Source organism: Streptococcus orisratti DSM 15617, from assembly GCF_000380105.1.
GTDB classification, from domain to species: Bacteria; Bacillota; Bacilli; order Lactobacillales; family Streptococcaceae; genus Streptococcus; species Streptococcus orisratti.
Map to the genome: position 1 here is coordinate 52,955 of NZ_KB904493.1, position 18,284 is coordinate 71,238.

The 18,284-nt window shown below is 36.7% G+C and carries 19 protein-coding genes; 7 read left to right on the forward strand and 12 right to left on the reverse strand.

What is annotated here, in order from left to right:
* Positions 1–2 precede the first annotated feature (2 nt).
* From feoB to A3I7_RS14620, 5 genes are all read right to left on the reverse strand, one after another.
* Complete coding sequence (gene feoB, locus A3I7_RS0109355; protein ID WP_018376528.1) at positions 3–2,141, reverse strand: ferrous iron transport protein B; 2,139 nt, start codon at positions 2,139–2,141, stop codon at positions 3–5.
* Positions 2,134–2,613 carry a ferrous iron transport protein A gene (locus A3I7_RS0109360; protein WP_018376529.1) on the reverse strand — a complete coding sequence of 160 codons (480 nt, stop codon included), beginning with the start codon at positions 2,611–2,613 and terminating at the stop codon, positions 2,134–2,136. Before A3I7_RS0109360 ends, feoB begins: the two co-directional genes overlap by 8 nt.
* Before the next feature lie 266 nt (positions 2,614–2,879).
* Positions 2,880–3,725 (reverse strand): Rgg/GadR/MutR family transcriptional regulator, encoded by an 846-nt coding sequence (locus tag A3I7_RS0109365; protein ID WP_018376530.1) that lies wholly within the window; start codon positions 3,723–3,725, stop codon positions 2,880–2,882.
* 22 nt (positions 3,726–3,747) lie between these two features.
* Complete coding sequence (locus tag A3I7_RS13255) at positions 3,748–4,353, reverse strand: Rgg family transcriptional regulator (RefSeq protein ID WP_051071847.1); 606 nt, start codon at positions 4,351–4,353, stop codon at positions 3,748–3,750.
* Positions 4,346–4,609: a helix-turn-helix domain-containing protein gene (locus A3I7_RS14620; protein WP_051071848.1), complete on the reverse strand. Its 264-nt coding sequence runs from the start codon at positions 4,607–4,609 to the stop codon at positions 4,346–4,348. The genes A3I7_RS13255 and A3I7_RS14620 overlap by 8 nt, the downstream gene beginning before the upstream one ends.
* Before the next feature lie 265 nt (positions 4,610–4,874).
* Between A3I7_RS14620 and A3I7_RS0109380 the strand changes: the two genes are divergently transcribed.
* On the forward strand, positions 4,875–6,170 hold the full coding sequence (locus A3I7_RS0109380; RefSeq protein WP_018376531.1) for a radical SAM/SPASM domain-containing protein: 1,296 nt from the start codon (positions 4,875–4,877) through the stop codon (positions 6,168–6,170).
* Between the two features lie 88 nt (positions 6,171–6,258).
* Positions 6,259–7,755, forward strand: a complete 1,497-nt coding sequence (locus A3I7_RS0109385; protein WP_245538857.1) for an ATP-binding cassette domain-containing protein — start codon at positions 6,259–6,261, stop codon at positions 7,753–7,755.
* A gap of 175 nt (positions 7,756–7,930) precedes the next feature.
* On the opposite strand, the gene A3I7_RS0109390 is transcribed toward A3I7_RS0109385, so the two are convergent.
* The 4 genes from A3I7_RS0109390 to argF all read right to left on the reverse strand — a co-directional run bounded on the left by A3I7_RS0109390 (position 7,931) and on the right by argF (position 10,845).
* Complete coding sequence (locus A3I7_RS0109390; RefSeq protein ID WP_018376533.1) at positions 7,931–8,665, reverse strand: amino acid ABC transporter ATP-binding protein; 735 nt, start codon at positions 8,663–8,665, stop codon at positions 7,931–7,933.
* Positions 8,665–9,351: an amino acid ABC transporter permease gene (locus A3I7_RS0109395; protein ID WP_018376534.1), complete on the reverse strand. Its 687-nt coding sequence runs from the start codon at positions 9,349–9,351 to the stop codon at positions 8,665–8,667. Before A3I7_RS0109395 ends, A3I7_RS0109390 begins: the two co-directional genes overlap by 1 nt.
* A gap of 218 nt (positions 9,352–9,569) precedes the next feature.
* Positions 9,570–9,800 (reverse strand): DUF1797 family protein, encoded by a 231-nt coding sequence (locus A3I7_RS0109400; RefSeq protein WP_018376535.1) that lies wholly within the window; start codon positions 9,798–9,800, stop codon positions 9,570–9,572.
* A 64-nt stretch (positions 9,801–9,864) separates the two neighbouring features.
* Entirely contained in the window at positions 9,865–10,845 is a 981-nt protein-coding gene (gene argF, locus A3I7_RS0109405; protein WP_018376536.1) for an ornithine carbamoyltransferase, read from the reverse strand.
* A 251-nt stretch (positions 10,846–11,096) separates the two neighbouring features.
* Here argF and A3I7_RS0109410 point away from each other — a divergent pair, with 251 nt between their 5' ends.
* The 3 genes from A3I7_RS0109410 (at position 11,097) to A3I7_RS0109420 (ending at position 14,853) form a co-directional block, all read left to right on the forward strand.
* Positions 11,097–13,397, forward strand: a complete 2,301-nt coding sequence (locus A3I7_RS0109410) for an ATP-dependent Clp protease ATP-binding subunit (RefSeq protein ID WP_018376537.1) — start codon at positions 11,097–11,099, stop codon at positions 13,395–13,397.
* Positions 13,398–14,043: 646 nt separating this feature from the next.
* Positions 14,044–14,493: an NUDIX hydrolase gene (locus A3I7_RS0109415; RefSeq protein ID WP_018376538.1), complete on the forward strand. Its 450-nt coding sequence runs from the start codon at positions 14,044–14,046 to the stop codon at positions 14,491–14,493.
* Between the two features lie 57 nt (positions 14,494–14,550).
* A complete protein-coding gene (locus A3I7_RS0109420; RefSeq protein ID WP_018376539.1) occupies positions 14,551–14,853 on the forward strand; it encodes a DUF1827 family protein in 303 nt (100 codons plus the stop codon).
* A gap of 203 nt (positions 14,854–15,056) precedes the next feature.
* On the opposite strand, the gene A3I7_RS0109425 is transcribed toward A3I7_RS0109420, so the two are convergent.
* The 3 genes from A3I7_RS0109425 to A3I7_RS0109435 are packed head-to-tail and all read right to left on the reverse strand — an operon-like array spanning position 15,057 to position 17,570.
* Positions 15,057–15,890, reverse strand: coding sequence for a metal ABC transporter permease (locus tag A3I7_RS0109425; protein WP_018376540.1), 834 nt, complete (start codon positions 15,888–15,890; stop codon positions 15,057–15,059).
* A 3-nt stretch (positions 15,891–15,893) separates the two neighbouring features.
* Complete coding sequence (locus A3I7_RS0109430) at positions 15,894–16,616, reverse strand: metal ABC transporter ATP-binding protein (protein WP_018376541.1); 723 nt, start codon at positions 16,614–16,616, stop codon at positions 15,894–15,896.
* A 27-nt stretch (positions 16,617–16,643) separates the two neighbouring features.
* A complete protein-coding gene (locus A3I7_RS0109435; protein ID WP_018376542.1) occupies positions 16,644–17,570 on the reverse strand; it encodes a metal ABC transporter substrate-binding protein in 927 nt (308 codons plus the stop codon).
* A gap of 282 nt (positions 17,571–17,852) precedes the next feature.
* On the opposite strand from A3I7_RS0109435, the gene A3I7_RS0109440 reads away from it, so the two are divergent.
* Positions 17,853–17,993 (forward strand): hypothetical protein, encoded by a 141-nt coding sequence (locus tag A3I7_RS0109440; protein WP_018376543.1) that lies wholly within the window; start codon positions 17,853–17,855, stop codon positions 17,991–17,993.
* An 87-nt stretch (positions 17,994–18,080) separates the two neighbouring features.
* The coding region (locus tag A3I7_RS0109445; protein ID WP_018376159.1) for a helix-turn-helix domain-containing protein at positions 18,081–18,284 on the forward strand (204 nt) is incomplete at its 3' end.

The following is an 18,284-nucleotide window of genomic DNA, read 5'->3' on the forward strand; positions in this document are numbered from 1 at the left end:
CCTTACTTTTGACTCAAAGCCAGATTGTCTAGCGTAATGACTTTTTCTTTAATTGCGCGTGGTTTTCGGACAATAAAGTAAATGATGATCAATAGCAAAGCAAGTGCAACAAGAGTCCAAAAATTGATGGCTTTACCATACAACATAACCAGACCAATTTGATAAATGATTAAGCTAACCACATAAGCAAGCCCTGTTTGAAATGCAATAGCACCAACCGTCCACTTAACATTATTCATTTCACGCTTAATAGCTCCAATGGCTGCAAAACACGGTGCACACAACAAATTGAACGTCAAGAACGAATAAGCAGCTAGTGCTGAATAATCTGCGAGCAGAGCCTGAGACAAACCAGTTTCAGAACTATCGTGATATAAAATACCAAAGGTTGCTACAACCGTTTCTTTGGCCGCAAGACCTGTCACCGCAGCTACCGTTGCCTTCCAATTTCCAAAGCCAAGTGGTGCGAAAATCCAAGCGACAGCTTTTCCTAAACTAGCTAAAATAGAGGACTCTGTATCCACTACCTGTAGGGTGAAGTTATAGTTGGACATGAACCAAATCAGTACTGTCAAACTAAAGATAATCGTTCCTGCCCGCTTCACAAAACTAAGCGCCTTGCTAAATGCATAACGCAAGACAGACAGCAGTTTTGGCAAGTGATAAGCTGGCAATTCCATAATGAAAGGACTCGTAAAGCCACCAAGGAAACTAGTCTTTTTAAGAGCAATCCCTGACAAAATGATAGCAACCAATCCTAAAAAATAAGTTGAAGGTGCAATAAATGGATTATCTGGGAAAAAGGCTCCTACAATTAGCGCAATGATTTCTAACTTAGCTGAACAAGGCATGAAAGTTGATGTCATGATGGTAATACGACGGTCACGCTCATTTTCAATGGTACGACTAGCCATAATCGCTGGTACACCACAACCTGTCGCAATGAGCATTGGAATAAAAGATTTTCCTGATAAACCAAAACGTCTAAAGATACGATCCATGACAAAGGCAATACGGCTCATATAACCAATATCTTCCAAAATACCTAGACAGACAAAAAGCACAAATATCTGTGGCAAGAAACCAAGTACCGTTCCAACCCCAGCAACAATCCCATCAATAACGAGAGATTCCAACCAACCTGCCACATGTAAATAATCCAAACCAGATTTAACCCAATTGGGAATCCACTCTCCAAAAAGGACATCATTAACCCAGTCAGTCCACATGGTTCCGACTGTTTGAATTGACAGATAATAAACCAAAAACATGACCAGTGCAAAAATCGGTAAGGCTAAAAGACGATTGGTTACAATCTTATCAACCTTATCAGAAATCGTCATTTTAAAGTCGCTTTCCTGACTCTGTGCCATTTTTGCCACACGTTCAATGAAGGCGTAACGCTCATTGATGACAATCGTTTCCGAATCTTCAGTAAAGACTTCCTCTGTAATCCTGATAATTTCGGCAATTTCTTGTTTCTGAAATTCAGACAAATTGAGATCTAGATTTACTAGGCTGTCACGTTCAAAGAGTTTAATGGCATAAAAACGTGCTGAACGCTCTGGCGCTGAATCACCAAGAACCTCAATAATCTGGGCAATAGCCGCTTCAAACTTATCATCGTAAAGTGGAAATTGAATGCTATCAACAGTCGCTTTGGTTGTCTGGGCAGCCATTTTGACCGCTTTATCCACTCCATAGCTTTTAACGGCACTGGTTGAAATGACTGGAACCCCTAATTGATAGGATAATTTTTCCGTGTTGATAGATTTTCCTTGACTCTTGAGCACATCACTCATATTGAGCGCAATGGTAACAGGAATCCCTGTCTCAATAAGTTGGGTCGTTAAATATAAGTTTCGCTCCAAGTTAGTCGCATCAACCACATTTAAAATACTGTCAGCATGATTGCTGAGCAGGTAATCACGCGCAACCTTTTCCTCTGGCGTGTAAGGCGACATCGAGTAAATCCCTGGCAAATCCTGAATTTTAAGAGATTTGTTTTTTTTGACCGTTCCACTTTTGCGCTCAACTGTTACTCCAGGCCAGTTTCCAACACGCTGATTGGTTCCTGTCACCAAGTTAAATAGACTGGTTTTTCCACTATTAGGATTCCCAATTAAAGCAATCTCAGTCACCTGTTACCTCCTTCCTTGTTTTCACAACACTAATCATTTGCGCTTCAGACTTACGTAACGTTAATTCATAACCGCGTAAGCTAATCTCAATCGGATCACCCAAAGGTGCAACCTTTCGCAGATAAATCTTAGTATGACGCGTCAGCCCCATATCCATAAGACGACGTTTTGCCTCGCCAATAGCAAAAATTCCCTCTACATAGGCGGATTCTCCAACTTTTAGTTCTGATAATGGCAGAGCTTCCAGAATATTTTCCTCCTCTGTCACATCAATGTGTTTTAAAATAGATTGATCAAAAGCCAACCGACTGGCCTTAAGCATAATAATAGCGCTCGTCTTAGTTTTCGATACAATCTTCACCTGACTGCCAACCTTGACACCAAGATTGGACAAATGCCGCTGGCTTTCCTCTGGTAAATCAATACTGACAATCTTATAAGCCACCTCAGGTTTGGCATCTAGTAAAATCAACTCATTAGCCTCCTTCGCTAGTCAACCCTAAAAATACTTTCAACGTCACCATTATAACACAAAAAAATACCCATTTTAGCAAAAAAATGAATATTTTGTGTATTTTATACATTGTTTAGAGTCATTCTAAATAAATACATGTGTTATTTAGAATAATTATAAATTAAACCAGTTTTCGTCTGAAAAGAAATAGACTAACAGTTTTTGATTTGATATCTACAATGAAAATACGCTGACCAAATCAACAATTTCTCCACAAAATCCTCTCATGAAACAATTTTTTCAAACTCTTCATGCCACTGCTTAGCCTCCTCCGCTGAAAATAATAAGGTAATAGCACTCAAAACTTGTTGGTGTTGCCTTTTTGCTTCTGATCTATCTTGCCACAAATAATCAAAACTTGCTTCCAATTCTAACAAGGCAAGTTTTTCATAGGCAAAATAGTGAGGTAGGGAAAACTGCTTTAAGTGATTTAATAAGGTCTGACTTAAACTCTTTTCTTTCCTAGAAAGCAAAACAGATAAGCAGTTCAAGAGTGTGTCATATTTAATTCTGTCTAAATTATTGCGTGGTTCAGAATTGAGTTCTTTTAGGATATCTGTGGCTAAAAGAGCTAGCGTATCTGCTGTTAAAAACGACACCACATTTCCCGATAAACCAATATCTAAATTCGTCCAATAATCTATCGAGAAAAAATAATCTGTTAACTCTGCAATGATTTCCTGATCTGGCTCTTTCCCCTGTAACTTAGCTAAGACAATAGCAATTGTCAAACTAATAATGTGGTAAATATAGTGACCTTGACTTGAAGCCAAAGTTTCAAAGACCTGCGTCAAAGAAAACAGTTCTTCTTGATTACCATCAGCTATTGCTTTTTGTAAGTGATTGACTTGAGTGAAGAAGTCAGACTTGTAAAAATAATCCCACTCAAAAAATTCATTAACTTCAACAATCATATAACTCAACAGTTCTAAGAGTACATCGTTAGAAAGCATCGTTTTACCATTTTCAAAATCAGATATACTGGTTGCTGATCCTGCGATACTTGCCAACTGCTTTAAAGATAGTTTACGTTGCTTACGAATAGCTCTAAATTTTTCTCTTGCTTCCATTTGCTTCCTTTCGGATTTCACATTAAAACTCATTGATAAACGCAGATTTAAAATCGGTATCCCATTCCTCTGCCAATCCTTTTAACTCAATAAACTCTAAAGTTTTCAAAACTTTCTGATGCAGATTCAGACCATTTGATTTATTTTTAAAACAATAATGATAGGCGGATTCAAGCTCCTTAAGATATAGGCTCTGTAAGGCAAAATAATCAGGAAATCTAAGTTCTTCTAAAAGTGATAAAAATCGCCTGCTTTCAGCACTTTCGCCAATTTTGATGAGGTAAAAGATACAACTACCAATGCTGTCAACCTTAATACGATCAAGATTATTTCTAGGTGGATGATCGATACTAGCCATAATTTCATTCATAAAAATGGTTAATGTTTTTACATTAAAAACTGTTTTAGCCATATCCAACAAACTAATATCCACATTTGTCCAAATATCAAGAGAAAAGAAATAATCTCTCAGAGTTTCTATAACCCCATTATCTAAAGTTCGGTGTTGCAACTGGTGTATTTGGCATTGAATACATAAAGAAATAATCTTATCTATGGGATTGTTATTTCCTAACTGTTCAAACGCATGACAACATTTCTCTAGGGAAGCAACATCTTTTTCAAACATAGCCTTCAAACATAGCCTTATTAAAATCATTGGCTAACTCTTGAAAGCTTTTATCCAATAACAAATCATTGTCGAAAAATTCATTGTATTCAACTCGTAAATATCTCAACAGTTTAAAGAGATTATCATTAGATAAAGAGGTTTTTCCATTTTCAAAATCAGAAATACTGGCAACTGAACTAGCAACTTCTGCTAATTGTTTAATTGTTAAGTGACGTTGCTTGCGAATTAGTCTGAATTTTTGTCCTTGTTCCATAAAAACTCCTGTTCGGATTTCCGAAAAATATTAAATAATTTAAATTTCAAAGTTATAATAGGTACAACATAAGTGAAAGGAGGAACAACCATGATTATTGAAGAAAATAAATCTGTTGCGATTCAACAATTAGAATCTAGCAATCTATGTGGCGGGGGCTGTTTAAACCTTTAAGTGATATTATAACATAACTTAAAAGTTATATTATAATTGAGTAGTCGCCAGCCTGTATTGAGTTACAAGCTGGCTGATTTGTAGGTGAAAAATGAATTATTCTAAATATGTTATTAAACTTGATGATAATAAGCACGTATACTTATTTAATACTAAAAATAATTTATCAGTAAAAATAGAAAACAACTTACTAAAAGATTTGAAAAATGATACAGAGCTGTTCAATAGGTTCCAAATTTTTTTAGCAGATCATCAATTTTATACAGCTGAAAATGAAAAATCTAGCACATTGAAAATGCTACAAAATAAGGATAATGATACTTTAAGAATCATTATCCTTGCGCACGGTGATTGTAACTTCAGATGCAAATATTGTTACGAAAAATTCGAAAATATATGTATCCATGATAAAGTTTCAGATATAATATCCTTCATAAAAAATAAGTTATCTGAAAAAAACTTTAGTAGATTACATATTTCATGGTTTGGAGGGGATCCCCTGTTAGGATATCGAGAAATACTTGATATTTCCGATATTCTTATTACTTATTGTAACAAGAACGACATTTTATATTCTGCTGATATAACAACTAACGGGTACCTCCTATCACCCACTGTTTTTTCTAAATTAGTAAATTTATGTAAAATCACAACTTTTCAAATAACAATTGATGGAACTCAAAAAGGGCACGACAATCAAAGAGTATTAAAAAATGGTCATGGTAGCTATAGACGTGTTATAGATAACTTACTGTCAACTATTAACACATCTCTCTCTTTTCAAATAATTATCAGGAGGAATGTTTCAAAAGAAAACTCTGAAGATGTTAAAAACTTTTTAAATACAGATGCAAAATATTTCAAACCTGATAAGAGATTTAAATTTATTTTCAGGAATGTGGGAAATTGGGGATGTGGTGAGCGGGTAAAGGGATACGAAGTTGAGATGTTTGAAAAAGATATTTCCTTTGAATTTTCTAAATACGCCTTGTCACAAGGTTTTCGACTCTTTGATCCTTCTATAATTGCTACAAATAATCTTGCGTGTTATGCTCAAAAAAAGAATTCCTATGTCATTGACACTACTGGGAAGCTACTAAAATGTACTGTTGCTTTATATGAAGATTGTAACGTAATTGGAAATATAGCTAATGGTGTAACAAATACAAACAATCAAGATTTATGGGTTAATAACCTTGATTGTTTTTCAAATAAATGTGAAAACTGTGAATTGCTCTTCATCTGTAAAGGGGGATTTTGCCCTAAAATAAGAATTATGAATTCTACAACACATGATATTTGTAAAGAAATGAAACAGATGATTACAAATAATTTTAGGTTAAAAATTCTATCAAATGACTTTAATTTTGTATTAAGGAGAAAATAAAATGCTGGATGGTCTAAAATACCTAAAAAAATGGAAATTATATCTCTTTCTAATTTTTGCCTTGCTTTACTCCTGCCAAGGAGTTATTATGCCCATTATTATTCAGTTGGCTGGAAAGCTTGATTTAAATAATACTTATCAAATCGTTATTTTTGGTATTGTTAGTATCAGCTTATGGATCCTTGTTTATCTTTTTATGTATGTAGAAAATGTACTCCTGAGAAGTCTCATTAAGGATAATAATACTGAAATTTCTAAACAGATTTTAGATAATTACGCTTCTAAACAGATTTGTTTGACAGACTCAGAATTAACCTCCCTACTCACACAAGATTTAACAATATTCTGGCAAGATTGCTTGTTGTCTTTGCTGATTTTTCCAGTTTTTGGATCATCTATTATTGTCTCAATTATTTATATTATTTGGCAAAATCCTTTTGTAGGCACACTGTTTGTTATTGGTGGCTTATTGATGATTATCCCCCAATTTATCTTTAATAAAAAACTCAATAAAACAGGCCTCCTGCTTAGTCAAGCCAAGGAAGAAAGCTTGAAAAGCATTACTGACTTTGGAAAAGGGATAAATTCCATTCGGAGCAATCAGGCAGAAAGTGACTTTTCTAATCATACCTTAAACCAAATTAGAAATACTGAGCATCGTCAATTCCAATATTTCACCACTCATAATCTTGTCATGTTTTGGACTGGTCCTTTGAAAGGTTTGGGAATTATTCTTCCCTTTATCATCGGATTAACAATTACAAATCTACCTCTGACCACCTTAATTGCCATGATGACCGCTTCTACTTATCTGATTAACCCTCTACAACAATTGTTAGAGGCAAGTTCAAATTTACAATCAAGTCAAAAGATTAAAGAAAAAATTCTTCAGAACGCCCAAACTTATCCTGATGATAAACAACTACAAATCAAGGAAGCATCTCACATTAGTTCGCTTGAAATAGCTCACCTTTCAAAGTCATTTCCTGAAAAGGTGATTATCAAAGAGGCTAACTTAAAAATAACAGAAGGCGAACATGTTCTTCTTGTTGGAGAAAGCGGCAGTGGTAAATCTACACTTTTAAATATTTTAAGCGGTGAAGACCAAAATTACTCAGGGAACATCGTCTATACTAACAGGAAGAATCACCAACTAAAACCTAGTTACAATTTTATTTCTTTAATTCATCAAATTCCCTATATTTTTCAAGCTAGCCTGAGAGATAATCTAACACTTTATCAAAATTATAACGATGAACAACTTTTATCTATCTTAAAAGCCGTTGGTTTATCACAGGACTTTAATCAAAACCTAGACTACTACCTTGATGGACACAATCTTTCAGGCGGTCAAATCATGCGACTAGAAATTGCGAGAACACTTCTTCGCCAAAAATCAGTCATCTTAGCAGATGAAATCACAGCATCCCTTGATAGACATACCGCAAAGTCAATTAGAACTCTCCTCCATCAGCTCCCTAAAACCATTACCATCATTGAAGTTGCACACAAATATAATCCCGAAGATTATGATACTATCTATGAACTAAAAAATGCAAAAATAATAAAAATGAAACAAGGGTAACCTTACAGATGATAATTTCTTCTTAAAATATGTTAAAACCTTTGAACCTTTATACAAAAGCTCCTCGAAAATGTTTTTCAATTTTTTGTTCTTATATAGAGCTATGCACAGGAGAATTTTCTCATTTCCCAGATACTAAAAAACCTAGGCGAATGGCCTAGGTTTTGATGCTTTCTTACAAGACTTTGCTCAAGAAGTCCTTGGTACGGTCTTCTTTGGTGTGTTCAAAAACTTCTTCTGGTGTGCCTTCTTCAACGATGACACCGCCATCCATGAAGATAACACGATCTGCTACTTCACGCGCAAAGCCCATCTCGTGAGTAACGATAGCCATAGTCATACCTGATTTTGCCAAATCTTGCATGACACCAAGCACTTCACCAACCATTTCTGGGTCGAGTGCCGAAGTAGGTTCATCAAAAAGCAAAACATCAGGATCCATAGCCAAACCACGCGCAATAGCAATACGCTGTTGCTGTCCGCCTGAAAGACTTGGTGGGTAAGCTTTAGCCTTATCCCGAAGACCAACCTTTTCAAGCAAATCATAAGCTTTTGCTTCTGCTTCAACCTTAGATAGGCCCTTAGTTTTTATTGGAGATAGGGTGATGTTATCAAGTACTGTCATATTTGGGAAAAGGTTGAATTGTTGGAAAACCATCCCCATCTTTTCACGCATCTTGAAAATATCATTTTTCTTATCAGTAATATCCACTCCTTCAAAGGTAATCACACCCTTAGTCGGAGTTTCAAGAAGATTCATGGTGCGAAGAAAAGTTGATTTCCCACTCCCTGACGGACCAATGATAACCACAACTTCTCCTGCTTTAATATCAAGGTTTACCCCTTTTAACACTTCATTTTTTCCAAAATATTTGTGAAGGTTCTTAATGGAAATAATTGTCTCAGTCATTAGTGTTTTCCTCCTTGAGCCATACGTTTTTCAAGAGATTTGAGTGCAAAAGACAGAACTGTTGTCAACATTAAATAGTAGAAAGCAGCAAATAAAAGTGGTTCAACCGTAGTATAAGTTGCTGTCACGACTGATTGGGCACCATTCCATAACTCCATAACACCAATAGTCTGCAAAAGTGAACTATCCTTGATAATGGTAATAAATTCATTCCCTAAGGCCGGTAAAATATTTTTCAGAGCTTGAGGTAAAATGACATAGCGCATAGCATTAACTGGACGAATTCCCAATGAATAAGCAGCTTCAAGTTGACCTTTTGGAACAGCTTCAATCCCAGCTCTGACAATTTCAGAAATATAAGCTCCGCTATTGAGCGAAATAATAATAATCCCTGGCAGTAATCGTGAAAAATCAAGATCAAGAACACCAAAACCAATAGTCGGAGCATTATTAAAATGCATCCAAGCAAAGGCAATCATAATTTGTACGACCATAGGTGTTCCACGAAAGACCCAGACGTAAAAACTAACAATCCAGTCTAAAACTTTGATATTGCTACGTTTAATCAAAGCAACTAATACTCCCAGAATGGTACCAAAGAAAACGACACAAGCCGAAATCATGACGGTTACGACGACACCGTAATTGAAATAAGACCAATAAGTTGGTAAAAATGAAAAATTCATAGTTATCTTAACTCCTCACGCTAGTAATTCAGCTAATTATAACACATTTTGCATAAAAATACCAACAGCCTTTTCTCAAAACCAAAAGAAAAAAGCCAAACATGATGATCAGCTTTTCTGACGAGATTTTTAGACATTGCGACTAGCTATCCACTGCTATCTATGAAAAGATTATGCTACTAGATAATAGTCGGCAACACACTATTTCTCCGACCTCTTTAATAAAGCAAGTCGTAGATTTCCATTGCGATAAGGTCAATGCTATCAAATGAGTATGATTCACGAGCTTCAACGTCACGCAAAGTAAAGACAGGCCCATTATCTGGGTCATTACTGAAAGAAACTTCGGCAACCACAACACCATCTCGTTCAAAATTACGTTTAAGATTGCTAGCATCAGTCGTCATCAACTCCAGACGATTGATAATTCTCACCAAATGTGATTCCATATTATTCTCCTATTCGTTTTTTGTCTCCTCTATTTTAACACAATGCGGACTATTCGTCATCAGTTTAGAGAGATTTTAACGAATTATACATAATTGCCTTGATGGAATGCATGCGATTTTCAGCTTCTTGAAAAATAATAGAACTGTATTTTTGAAAAACTTCGTCAGTGATTTCCAGTTCAGCCAAGCCATATTTAGCATAGATTTCTTGACCAATCTCAGTGTTAAGGTCATGGAAAGCCGGCAAGCAGTGCATGACAATAACATTTGGATTTTCAGTCTTAGCCAGCAGGTCAGCATTGATTTGATAAGGCAGTAGCAAGTCAATCCTTTCCTTGAAATCCACGTCTTCTCCCATAGATACCCAAACATCAGTATAGAGCATATCAACTCCCTTAACTTCATTGATATCATCCGTAACAGTTAATTTAGCTCCTGCGTTGTGCTGCTCTGCCATTGCCACAATCTCAACCTCAGGCTGCAAATCAGTTGGTGCGATAATCTTAACGTTGACGCCCAAGATAGCTGAGGTTACTAAAAGAGAATTTGCCATGTTATTGCGACCATCACCGACATAAGCAATGGTCAAACCTTCCAACTTTCCAAAAACTTCTTTCAAAGTCATAAAATCTGCAATCATCTGTGTGGGGTGCCAAGTATCGGTCAGTCCATTCCAAACAGGTACTCCAGCGTACTCAGCCAAGGTTTCCACATCCTCTTGCTTGAAACCTCGGTACTCAATCCCATCAAACATGGAACCCAAAACCTTAGCTGTGTCAACAACCGATTCTTTCTTCCCTAGCTGAATTTCGCCAGCACCAAGATAAGTCACATTCATTCCCAAGTCTTGCCCCGCAACTGTGAAGGCAGAACGTGTTCTTGTTGAGGCCTTTTCAAAAATTAAAGCGATATTTAAACCATCTAAATATTTATGCGAAATTTTTGCATTTTTGAGTTCCTTAAATTTCAATCCTAGATCGATTAATGCTTCTAGTTCTTCTTTGCTAAAATCAATTTCTTTTAAAAACGACCGATTTTTTACCATACTGTTACTCCTATATCGTGTAATAATATAATTTATTTTAGCATAATTATTCACTATGTCAAGAAAATTCTCCGAAACATTCACAAAAAATGTATTTTTAATGACTTTTAGCACTCCTATGGTGTAAGTGCTAAAAATCATAATCTTTTTACTTGATTTCTATATTCCTAGTGCTATAATAGAAGCATAAAGTTTGACTATATCTGACCAAACATCAAAAAGTCAGCTAATCACGAAAGGGGGATGCAGTTATGCTCTGCCAAAATTGTAACTTAAACGAATCAACCATACATCTCTATACTAATGTCAACGGACATCAAAAACAGATTGATCTTTGTCAAAACTGTTATCAAATTATGAAAACAGACCCAAATAATGCTATTTTGGGTGCTCTTGGCAATGGCTCACAAACCTCTTCCGAGCAAGCTCAAGCAGGGGGAATCAATCCTTTCTTTGATGATTTTTTCAACGATCTTAATAATTTCCGCGCTTTTAACGGTCAAGACTTACCAAATACACCACCAACTCAATCTGGAGGCAATTTCGGAGGAAATGGCGGAGCAGGTAATAACCATCGACCAAATGGACCTCGCCCGCAACAAGTACCCCAACAACCAAAAGGCCTACTAGAGGAATTTGGCATTAACGTTACTGATATTGCTCGCCGTGGTGACATTGACCCTGTTATAGGACGCGATTCCGAAATTATTCGTGTCATTGAAATTCTCAACCGACGTACTAAGAACAACCCAGTTCTCATCGGTGAACCTGGTGTTGGTAAAACTGCTGTTGTTGAAGGCCTCGCTCAGAAAATTGTTGATGGCAATGTGCCACAAAAACTCCAAGGCAAACAAGTTATTCGTCTTGATGTGGTTAGTCTTGTCCAAGGTACTGGCATTCGCGGGCAATTTGAAGAACGTATGCAAAAGCTGATGGAAGAAATTCGCAACCGTAAGGATGTGATTCTCTTCATTGACGAAATTCACGAAATTGTCGGTGCTGGCTCTGCTGGCGATGGTAATATGGATGCAGGAAATATCCTCAAACCAGCTTTGGCACGTGGTGAACTTCAATTGGTTGGAGCGACAACCCTCAACGAATACCGTATTATTGAAAAAGATGCTGCGCTAGAGCGCCGTATGCAGCCAGTTAAGGTTGATGAACCTTCTGTTGAAGAAACCATCACCATCCTACGTGGCATTCAAAAAAAATACGAAGATTACCACCATGTCAAATACAGTGACGATGCCATTGAGGCTGCCGCTGTCTTATCAAACCGCTACATTCAAGACCGCTTCTTGCCGGACAAAGCTATTGATCTTCTTGATGAAGCTGGTTCTAAGATGAATTTGACTCTCAACTTCGTTGACCCTAAAGATATTGACAAGCGCCTAATTGAAGCTGAAAATCTCAAAACGCAAGCCACACGTGACGAAGACTACGAACGCGCAGCTTATTTCCGCGACCAAATCGCCAAATATAAGGAAATGCAAAAACAAACCATCAATGAGCAAGATATACCTGTCATTACAGAAAAAACCATCGAAGCTATCATCGAAGAAAAAACCAACATTCCTGTCGGTGATTTGAAGGAAAAAGAACAATCACAACTGATTAACCTAGCTACTGATTTGAAAGCTCATGTCATCGGTCAAGATGATGCAGTTGATAAAATCGCCAAAGCTATCCGTCGCAATCGTGTCGGACTCGGTACACCAAACCGCCCAATCGGATCTTTCCTCTTTGTTGGTCCAACTGGTGTTGGTAAGACAGAATTGTCTAAGCAACTGGCTATTGAACTTTTTGGTTCTGCCGATAGCATGATTCGCTTTGACATGTCAGAATACATGGAGAAACATGCTGTTGCTAAATTAGTCGGAGCACCTCCAGGATATGTCGGCTACGAAGAGGCTGGACAATTGACTGAAAAGGTTCGCCGCAATCCCTATTCACTTATCTTGCTAGACGAAGTAGAGAAAGCTCACCCTGATGTCATGCACATGTTCCTCCAAGTTCTTGATGATGGTCGATTAACTGACGGGCAAGGCCGTACTGTCAGCTTTAAGGACACCATCATCATCATGACATCTAATGCTGGTACTGGCAAGGTTGAAGCAAGTGTCGGATTTGGAGCTGCTCGTGAAGGGCGTACCAATTCTGTCCTTGGGGAGCTCAGCAATTACTTTAGTCCTGAATTTATGAACCGCTTCGATGGTATCATTGAATTCAAGCCTCTTAGCAAGGACAATCTCCTTCATATTGTTGACCTTATGCTTGACGATGTTAATCAACGTTTAGCTTACAATGAAATTCATCTTCAAGTAACAGATAAGGTCAAAGAAAAACTGGTTGATCTTGGATTTGATCCAAAAATGGGAGCACGTCCATTACGTCGAACCATTCAGGATTACATTGAGGATGCCATCACAGATTACTATCTGGAACACCCAACAGAAAAAGAACTCAAGGCTGTCCTGACAAGCAATGGTAAAATTATCATAAAAGCAGCTCAAAAAGTTGAAAAAACAGAAGAGACTGTAACGACTGAATAAATTTGAGTTGGGCAAATCAGCCGTAATGACTTATTTTCCAACCACAAAATAATGTAATTGCCACAAAGCCCTTAACTAGGAGCGTCGTCTTAGTAAGGGCTTTTACTGTATTAATTTTCAAAGAGTAATGCAATATTGATTTATAACCTATTTTCAAAAATCAAAACATCACTTTCTCACACTCTTTAAAATCACTTCTTGCACAAGAAAGTCATTCGATCAAAAATAAAGTGCATGACAATTACTTGGTTTCATTTTATTTTTTATATCATTAACACTGCATTTTTCAAAAATAGTTTTGATTTTAAGTAATACTCAATGAAAATCAAAAGTAGCCTAGGAAACGAAGCCGACGATAGAACTTGAGTTCATCAAGGCAAGTTGACAACGGATAATTTTGATTTTCGAAGAGTATAAGAACCTGTATTCACAGTTCAGCACCTCTATCTAAGGCTAGTTTTTGAGCTACTCATCGTTAGTTTTTTCAAAATACAGTCAGTATTCTCTCAAAAAAATGCCTTGATTAGCGAAAAACTATCTCTGATATAAAAGCACTTCGCTTGTGAATACAGGTTCTTAGTTTTACAGATATTTTCAATAGGAATTCTAATCTATTTTTAGTATAATAATCACAAAGGAGAAAATCATGACCAATCCAACCTTCGGTAAAAAAATTGACGGTGTTAATTACAATGCTCGCTACGGTGTCTATGCCGTTATCCCTAATCCAGAGAAATCAAAAATTATTTTAGTTCAGGCTCCTAACGGTGCTTGGTTTTTACCTGGTGGTGAAATTGAAGCTGGTGAAAATCACATGACTGCTCTTGAACGTGAACTTATTGAGGAACTAGGATTTACTGCAGAAGTTGGAGAGTATTTAGGTCAGGCAGATGAGTACTTTTACTCCAGTCATCGCGATAAATATTATTATAATCCTGCTTATCTCTATGAAATCACACACTTTACACAAGTTGATACTCCATTGGAAGACTTTAACCAACTGGCTTGGTTTCCAATCAGTGACGCCATTTCTAAACTAAAACGAGGAAGTCATAAATGGGGAGTCGAACAGTGGCAAAAAAATCATCAGATTTAATATTTTTTCTATTAAATTAGTGCTATAATATGACTAAGAACTTTCAAGGAGGATAATATGAGACTTATCAATACGACCAGTAGCCATGCTGAGCTAGTTCGAAATCAGTTGCGTAATACTGATGCTAAACTTGTGGAAACCTACTCAGCAGGAAACACAGATGTTATTTTTACACAGGCACCGCACCACTACGAGTTGTTGATTACTAATAAATACCGCGCAATCAAAGATAATGAACTTGAAGCGATTCGCGAGTTTTTCCTCAAACGCAAAATCAATCAGTCTATTGTCCTCATGGATCAACTAAAAACTATCCACACTCCAAAATTGATTGAAATTTCATTCCCAACAACTTTGTAATTAGTATTCGTCCATTCAGGATTTAGTGACTTCATTTTCCACTCCGATCTTCTCTTTTGCTCATACATTTTTAGATTTTGAAAAAGATTATAAAAAAACGAATGATTTCTGGTCATTCGTTTTTTAGTTTTCAAATGAAGATTGACTTTATTTACAGCCCTCTCAGTCTGTTAAAGATAAACTATGTTGAATTTCATCAAGTATCACCGTAGTTTTTTCACAGAAAGTTGCTTCGGAGAGATAAAGAATGCTATCAAAAATAAAGTCGTCGCTGTTAGTACAATACTAGATCCAGCTGCAATGTTGAATGTGTAGCCTATATATAAGCCAATTAGCGATGTCAGAGCTCCAATCACTGAGGATAATAGAATCATAGTCTTGAGGTTATTAGCATAAAGGTACGCTGTTGCTGCTGGTGTGATTAACATTGCAACTATCAATATTGTACCAACGCTTTGCATAGCAGTCACTGATACCACTGTCAGTAAAATCATCAAAAGATAGTGATAAAACTTTACTGGCATTCCCATGGTTTTAGCCAAAGTCGAATCAAATGAAGTGAGTAGCAATTCCTTGAAAAAGATAATCATAACTGCTAATACAATAATAGAAACAATAATCGTCACCCACATGTCACTATCTTGCACTGCCAAGATATTTCCAAAAAGGATGTGAAAAAGGTCCGTCGAACTATTAGCAACACCAATCAAGATGACACCTAATGCTAAAAAGGAAGAAAAGGTGATGCCAATGGCTGTATCTCCCTTAATCATGCTGTTTTCCTTGATATAGGTAATGATAATCGAAGCCAAAACTCCAAAGATAATGGCTCCAACGAAGAAATTGATACCTAGAATGAACGAAAGAGCAACTCCTGGTAGTACAGCATGTGAAATGGCATCTCCCATAAGGGACATGGAGCGTAGGATAATAAAGCAACCGACTGCTCCTGCTACTACACCAATCACGAGCGCTGTTATCAAAGCATTCTGTAAGAAATGGTAGGTTACTAGACCATGAAAAAATTTAAGAAACATGAGTTAGCTCTCCTTTCCCAGAAAAATATTGTCCCCGTAAGTTGCCCTGAGATTTTCCTCGGTGAAAATATCTTCAACCTTTCCATAGGCCACTAAGTTCTTGTTTATCATTAGAAGATGATCAAAATATGACCGAGCTTTACTCAAATCATGGTGAACAATTAAAATAGTCTTGCCAGACTTTTTCAAATCCCTAAGCAGATTAGTGATGATTGTTTCACTAATTGAATCAATCCCTACAAAGGGCTCATCCAAAAAGATATAGTCTGCTTCCTGTACCAGACATCTGGCTATCAGCATCCGCTGAAACTGACCTCCTGACAGAGCCTTGATAGGACGATCGGCAAATTCTGACAGTCCCACTTGTTTCATGACTTCAAAAACTTTACGCCACTCTGCTTTACTTGGACGATGAAAAAGTCCCAGCTTTGCATAAGTTCCCAGAGATACACACTCCTTGACTGTCATCGGAAAATTATAGTCAATCTGGCTCTTTTGTTCGACATAGGCGATTTGTCCTTTATCTGCCGAATTTTCCTTGCCATCTATATAAATTTTACCACTGTAAGTAATCAAGTTAAGAATAGCTTTGATAAAGGTTGATTTTCCGGCACCATTTGGTCCTAGTAAGCCTACAATAGCTGGTCCTTCAATATGGACAGATACATCTTCCAAGGCTAAACAGTCATCTTCATAACTGACCGTCAAATTTTCTGTTGTAATCATTTTTCCTCCTAAATATAGGTTGCTCTGCTATTGTGACAAACCTTCTGCAATCTTGTCGAGATTGTACTTCATCATGGCATAATAGCTGTCGCCTGTTTGGCCTTTTTTAGCAACTGAGTCTGTGAAAATTTCAGCATAAATCGGAATACCACTATCCTTAGAAACTGATTTCATTGGACGTTTATCAACACTTGATTCGACAAAAAGCGCTGATGGACGAACGATTTTAAGTTTTTCAACTAAGGATGACAGTTGGTCTGGTGTTCCTTCTTCTTCGGTATTGATTTCCCAAATGTACGCTGATGGCACGCCGTAGGCTTTGGAAAAATATTTAAAGCAGCCTTCACTGGTGACAATTAATTTTTTATTTTCGGGAATGGCAGCAAATTTTGATTTTGCTTCTTTGTCTAATGCCTCTAACTTAGCTACGTAGGCCTTCAGATTTTTTTCATAAAAAGCCTTATTCTTAGGATCTTTTTGACATAAACGCTTACTGATATTTTGGGCATAAATGATACCATTCTCAAGACTTAACCAAGCATGCGGATCTTCTTTGCCTTTCTCACTTTGTCCTTGAAGGTAGATAACTTTGACACCATCACTGACCGCAAAATAATCTTTGTTCTTGCTTTTCTTAGCATTTTTGACCAATTTTGTAAACCAAGCATGACCACCGTCCTCTAAATTAATGGCATTATAAAAAATGAGGTCTGCGCTGCTAGTTTTCTCAACATCTTCTGGTAAGGGATCGTATTCATGTGGGTCTTTGCCAGTAGGTACAATACTGTGTAAATCAATTTTATCACCAGCTATCGTTTTCGTCATATCTGCAATAATCGAATTGGTAGCAACAACCTTTAATTTACCACTGTCCGATCTATCTCCTGATGAACAGGCTCCTAGAAATACAAGTGACAATAACAAAGTAAGCAATGTAAAATAAGTTTTTTTCATCATAAACTCCATTCATTTTATTTAATTTAAAAATTTAAGTATACTTAATTATATATTTAGCATATATTAACTCTTGGAATTTGTCAATCATTTCCCGAAATATTATTATAATATTTAACCAGTTAGGTTTCGCCAAACAATCAGCTGAAGGTGTTTTTATTCCTTAATCAAGATTATCGTCACTAGTTTACTACCGTTTACGACTTAAAAATGACTGTTTACGACTTAGGAAGATTATCGCCAACTTTTTTGTTACAATTATTGAGAGAGGAGGTGTTTGATATGGCAACGGAAAAAACGTTTAAAGAACTAAGTCAGTCTGAATTAGAGAAAACAGTTGGTGGAAACACTAAAGACTTCTTAATTGCTGGAGCATTCGATTGGTTTAAAAAGTTTCAAGGAAAAGCTCAAAAACACTCGTAAAAACCATTCGACTATTGATATACTCCCCTTATGGTGGACAGTGAAAAAACAAAAATTTTCACTAGAAACTATAAAGGGAGTTTTATTATGTCCAAAAGAAGTCCAAAGTCTGTCTCTGAGAAACTAGAAATTGTTCTACTCCACTTGGAAGCTGGGAAATCACTTAGCTGGTTAGCTAGGCACCATGGTGTGTTTAAAGACACCCTATCGAACTGGGTTCGGAAGTACAAAGAATCTGGTATTGAGGGGCTAGAGGAAAGCCGTCGCTGGATGAAGTATAGTAAGGAACTA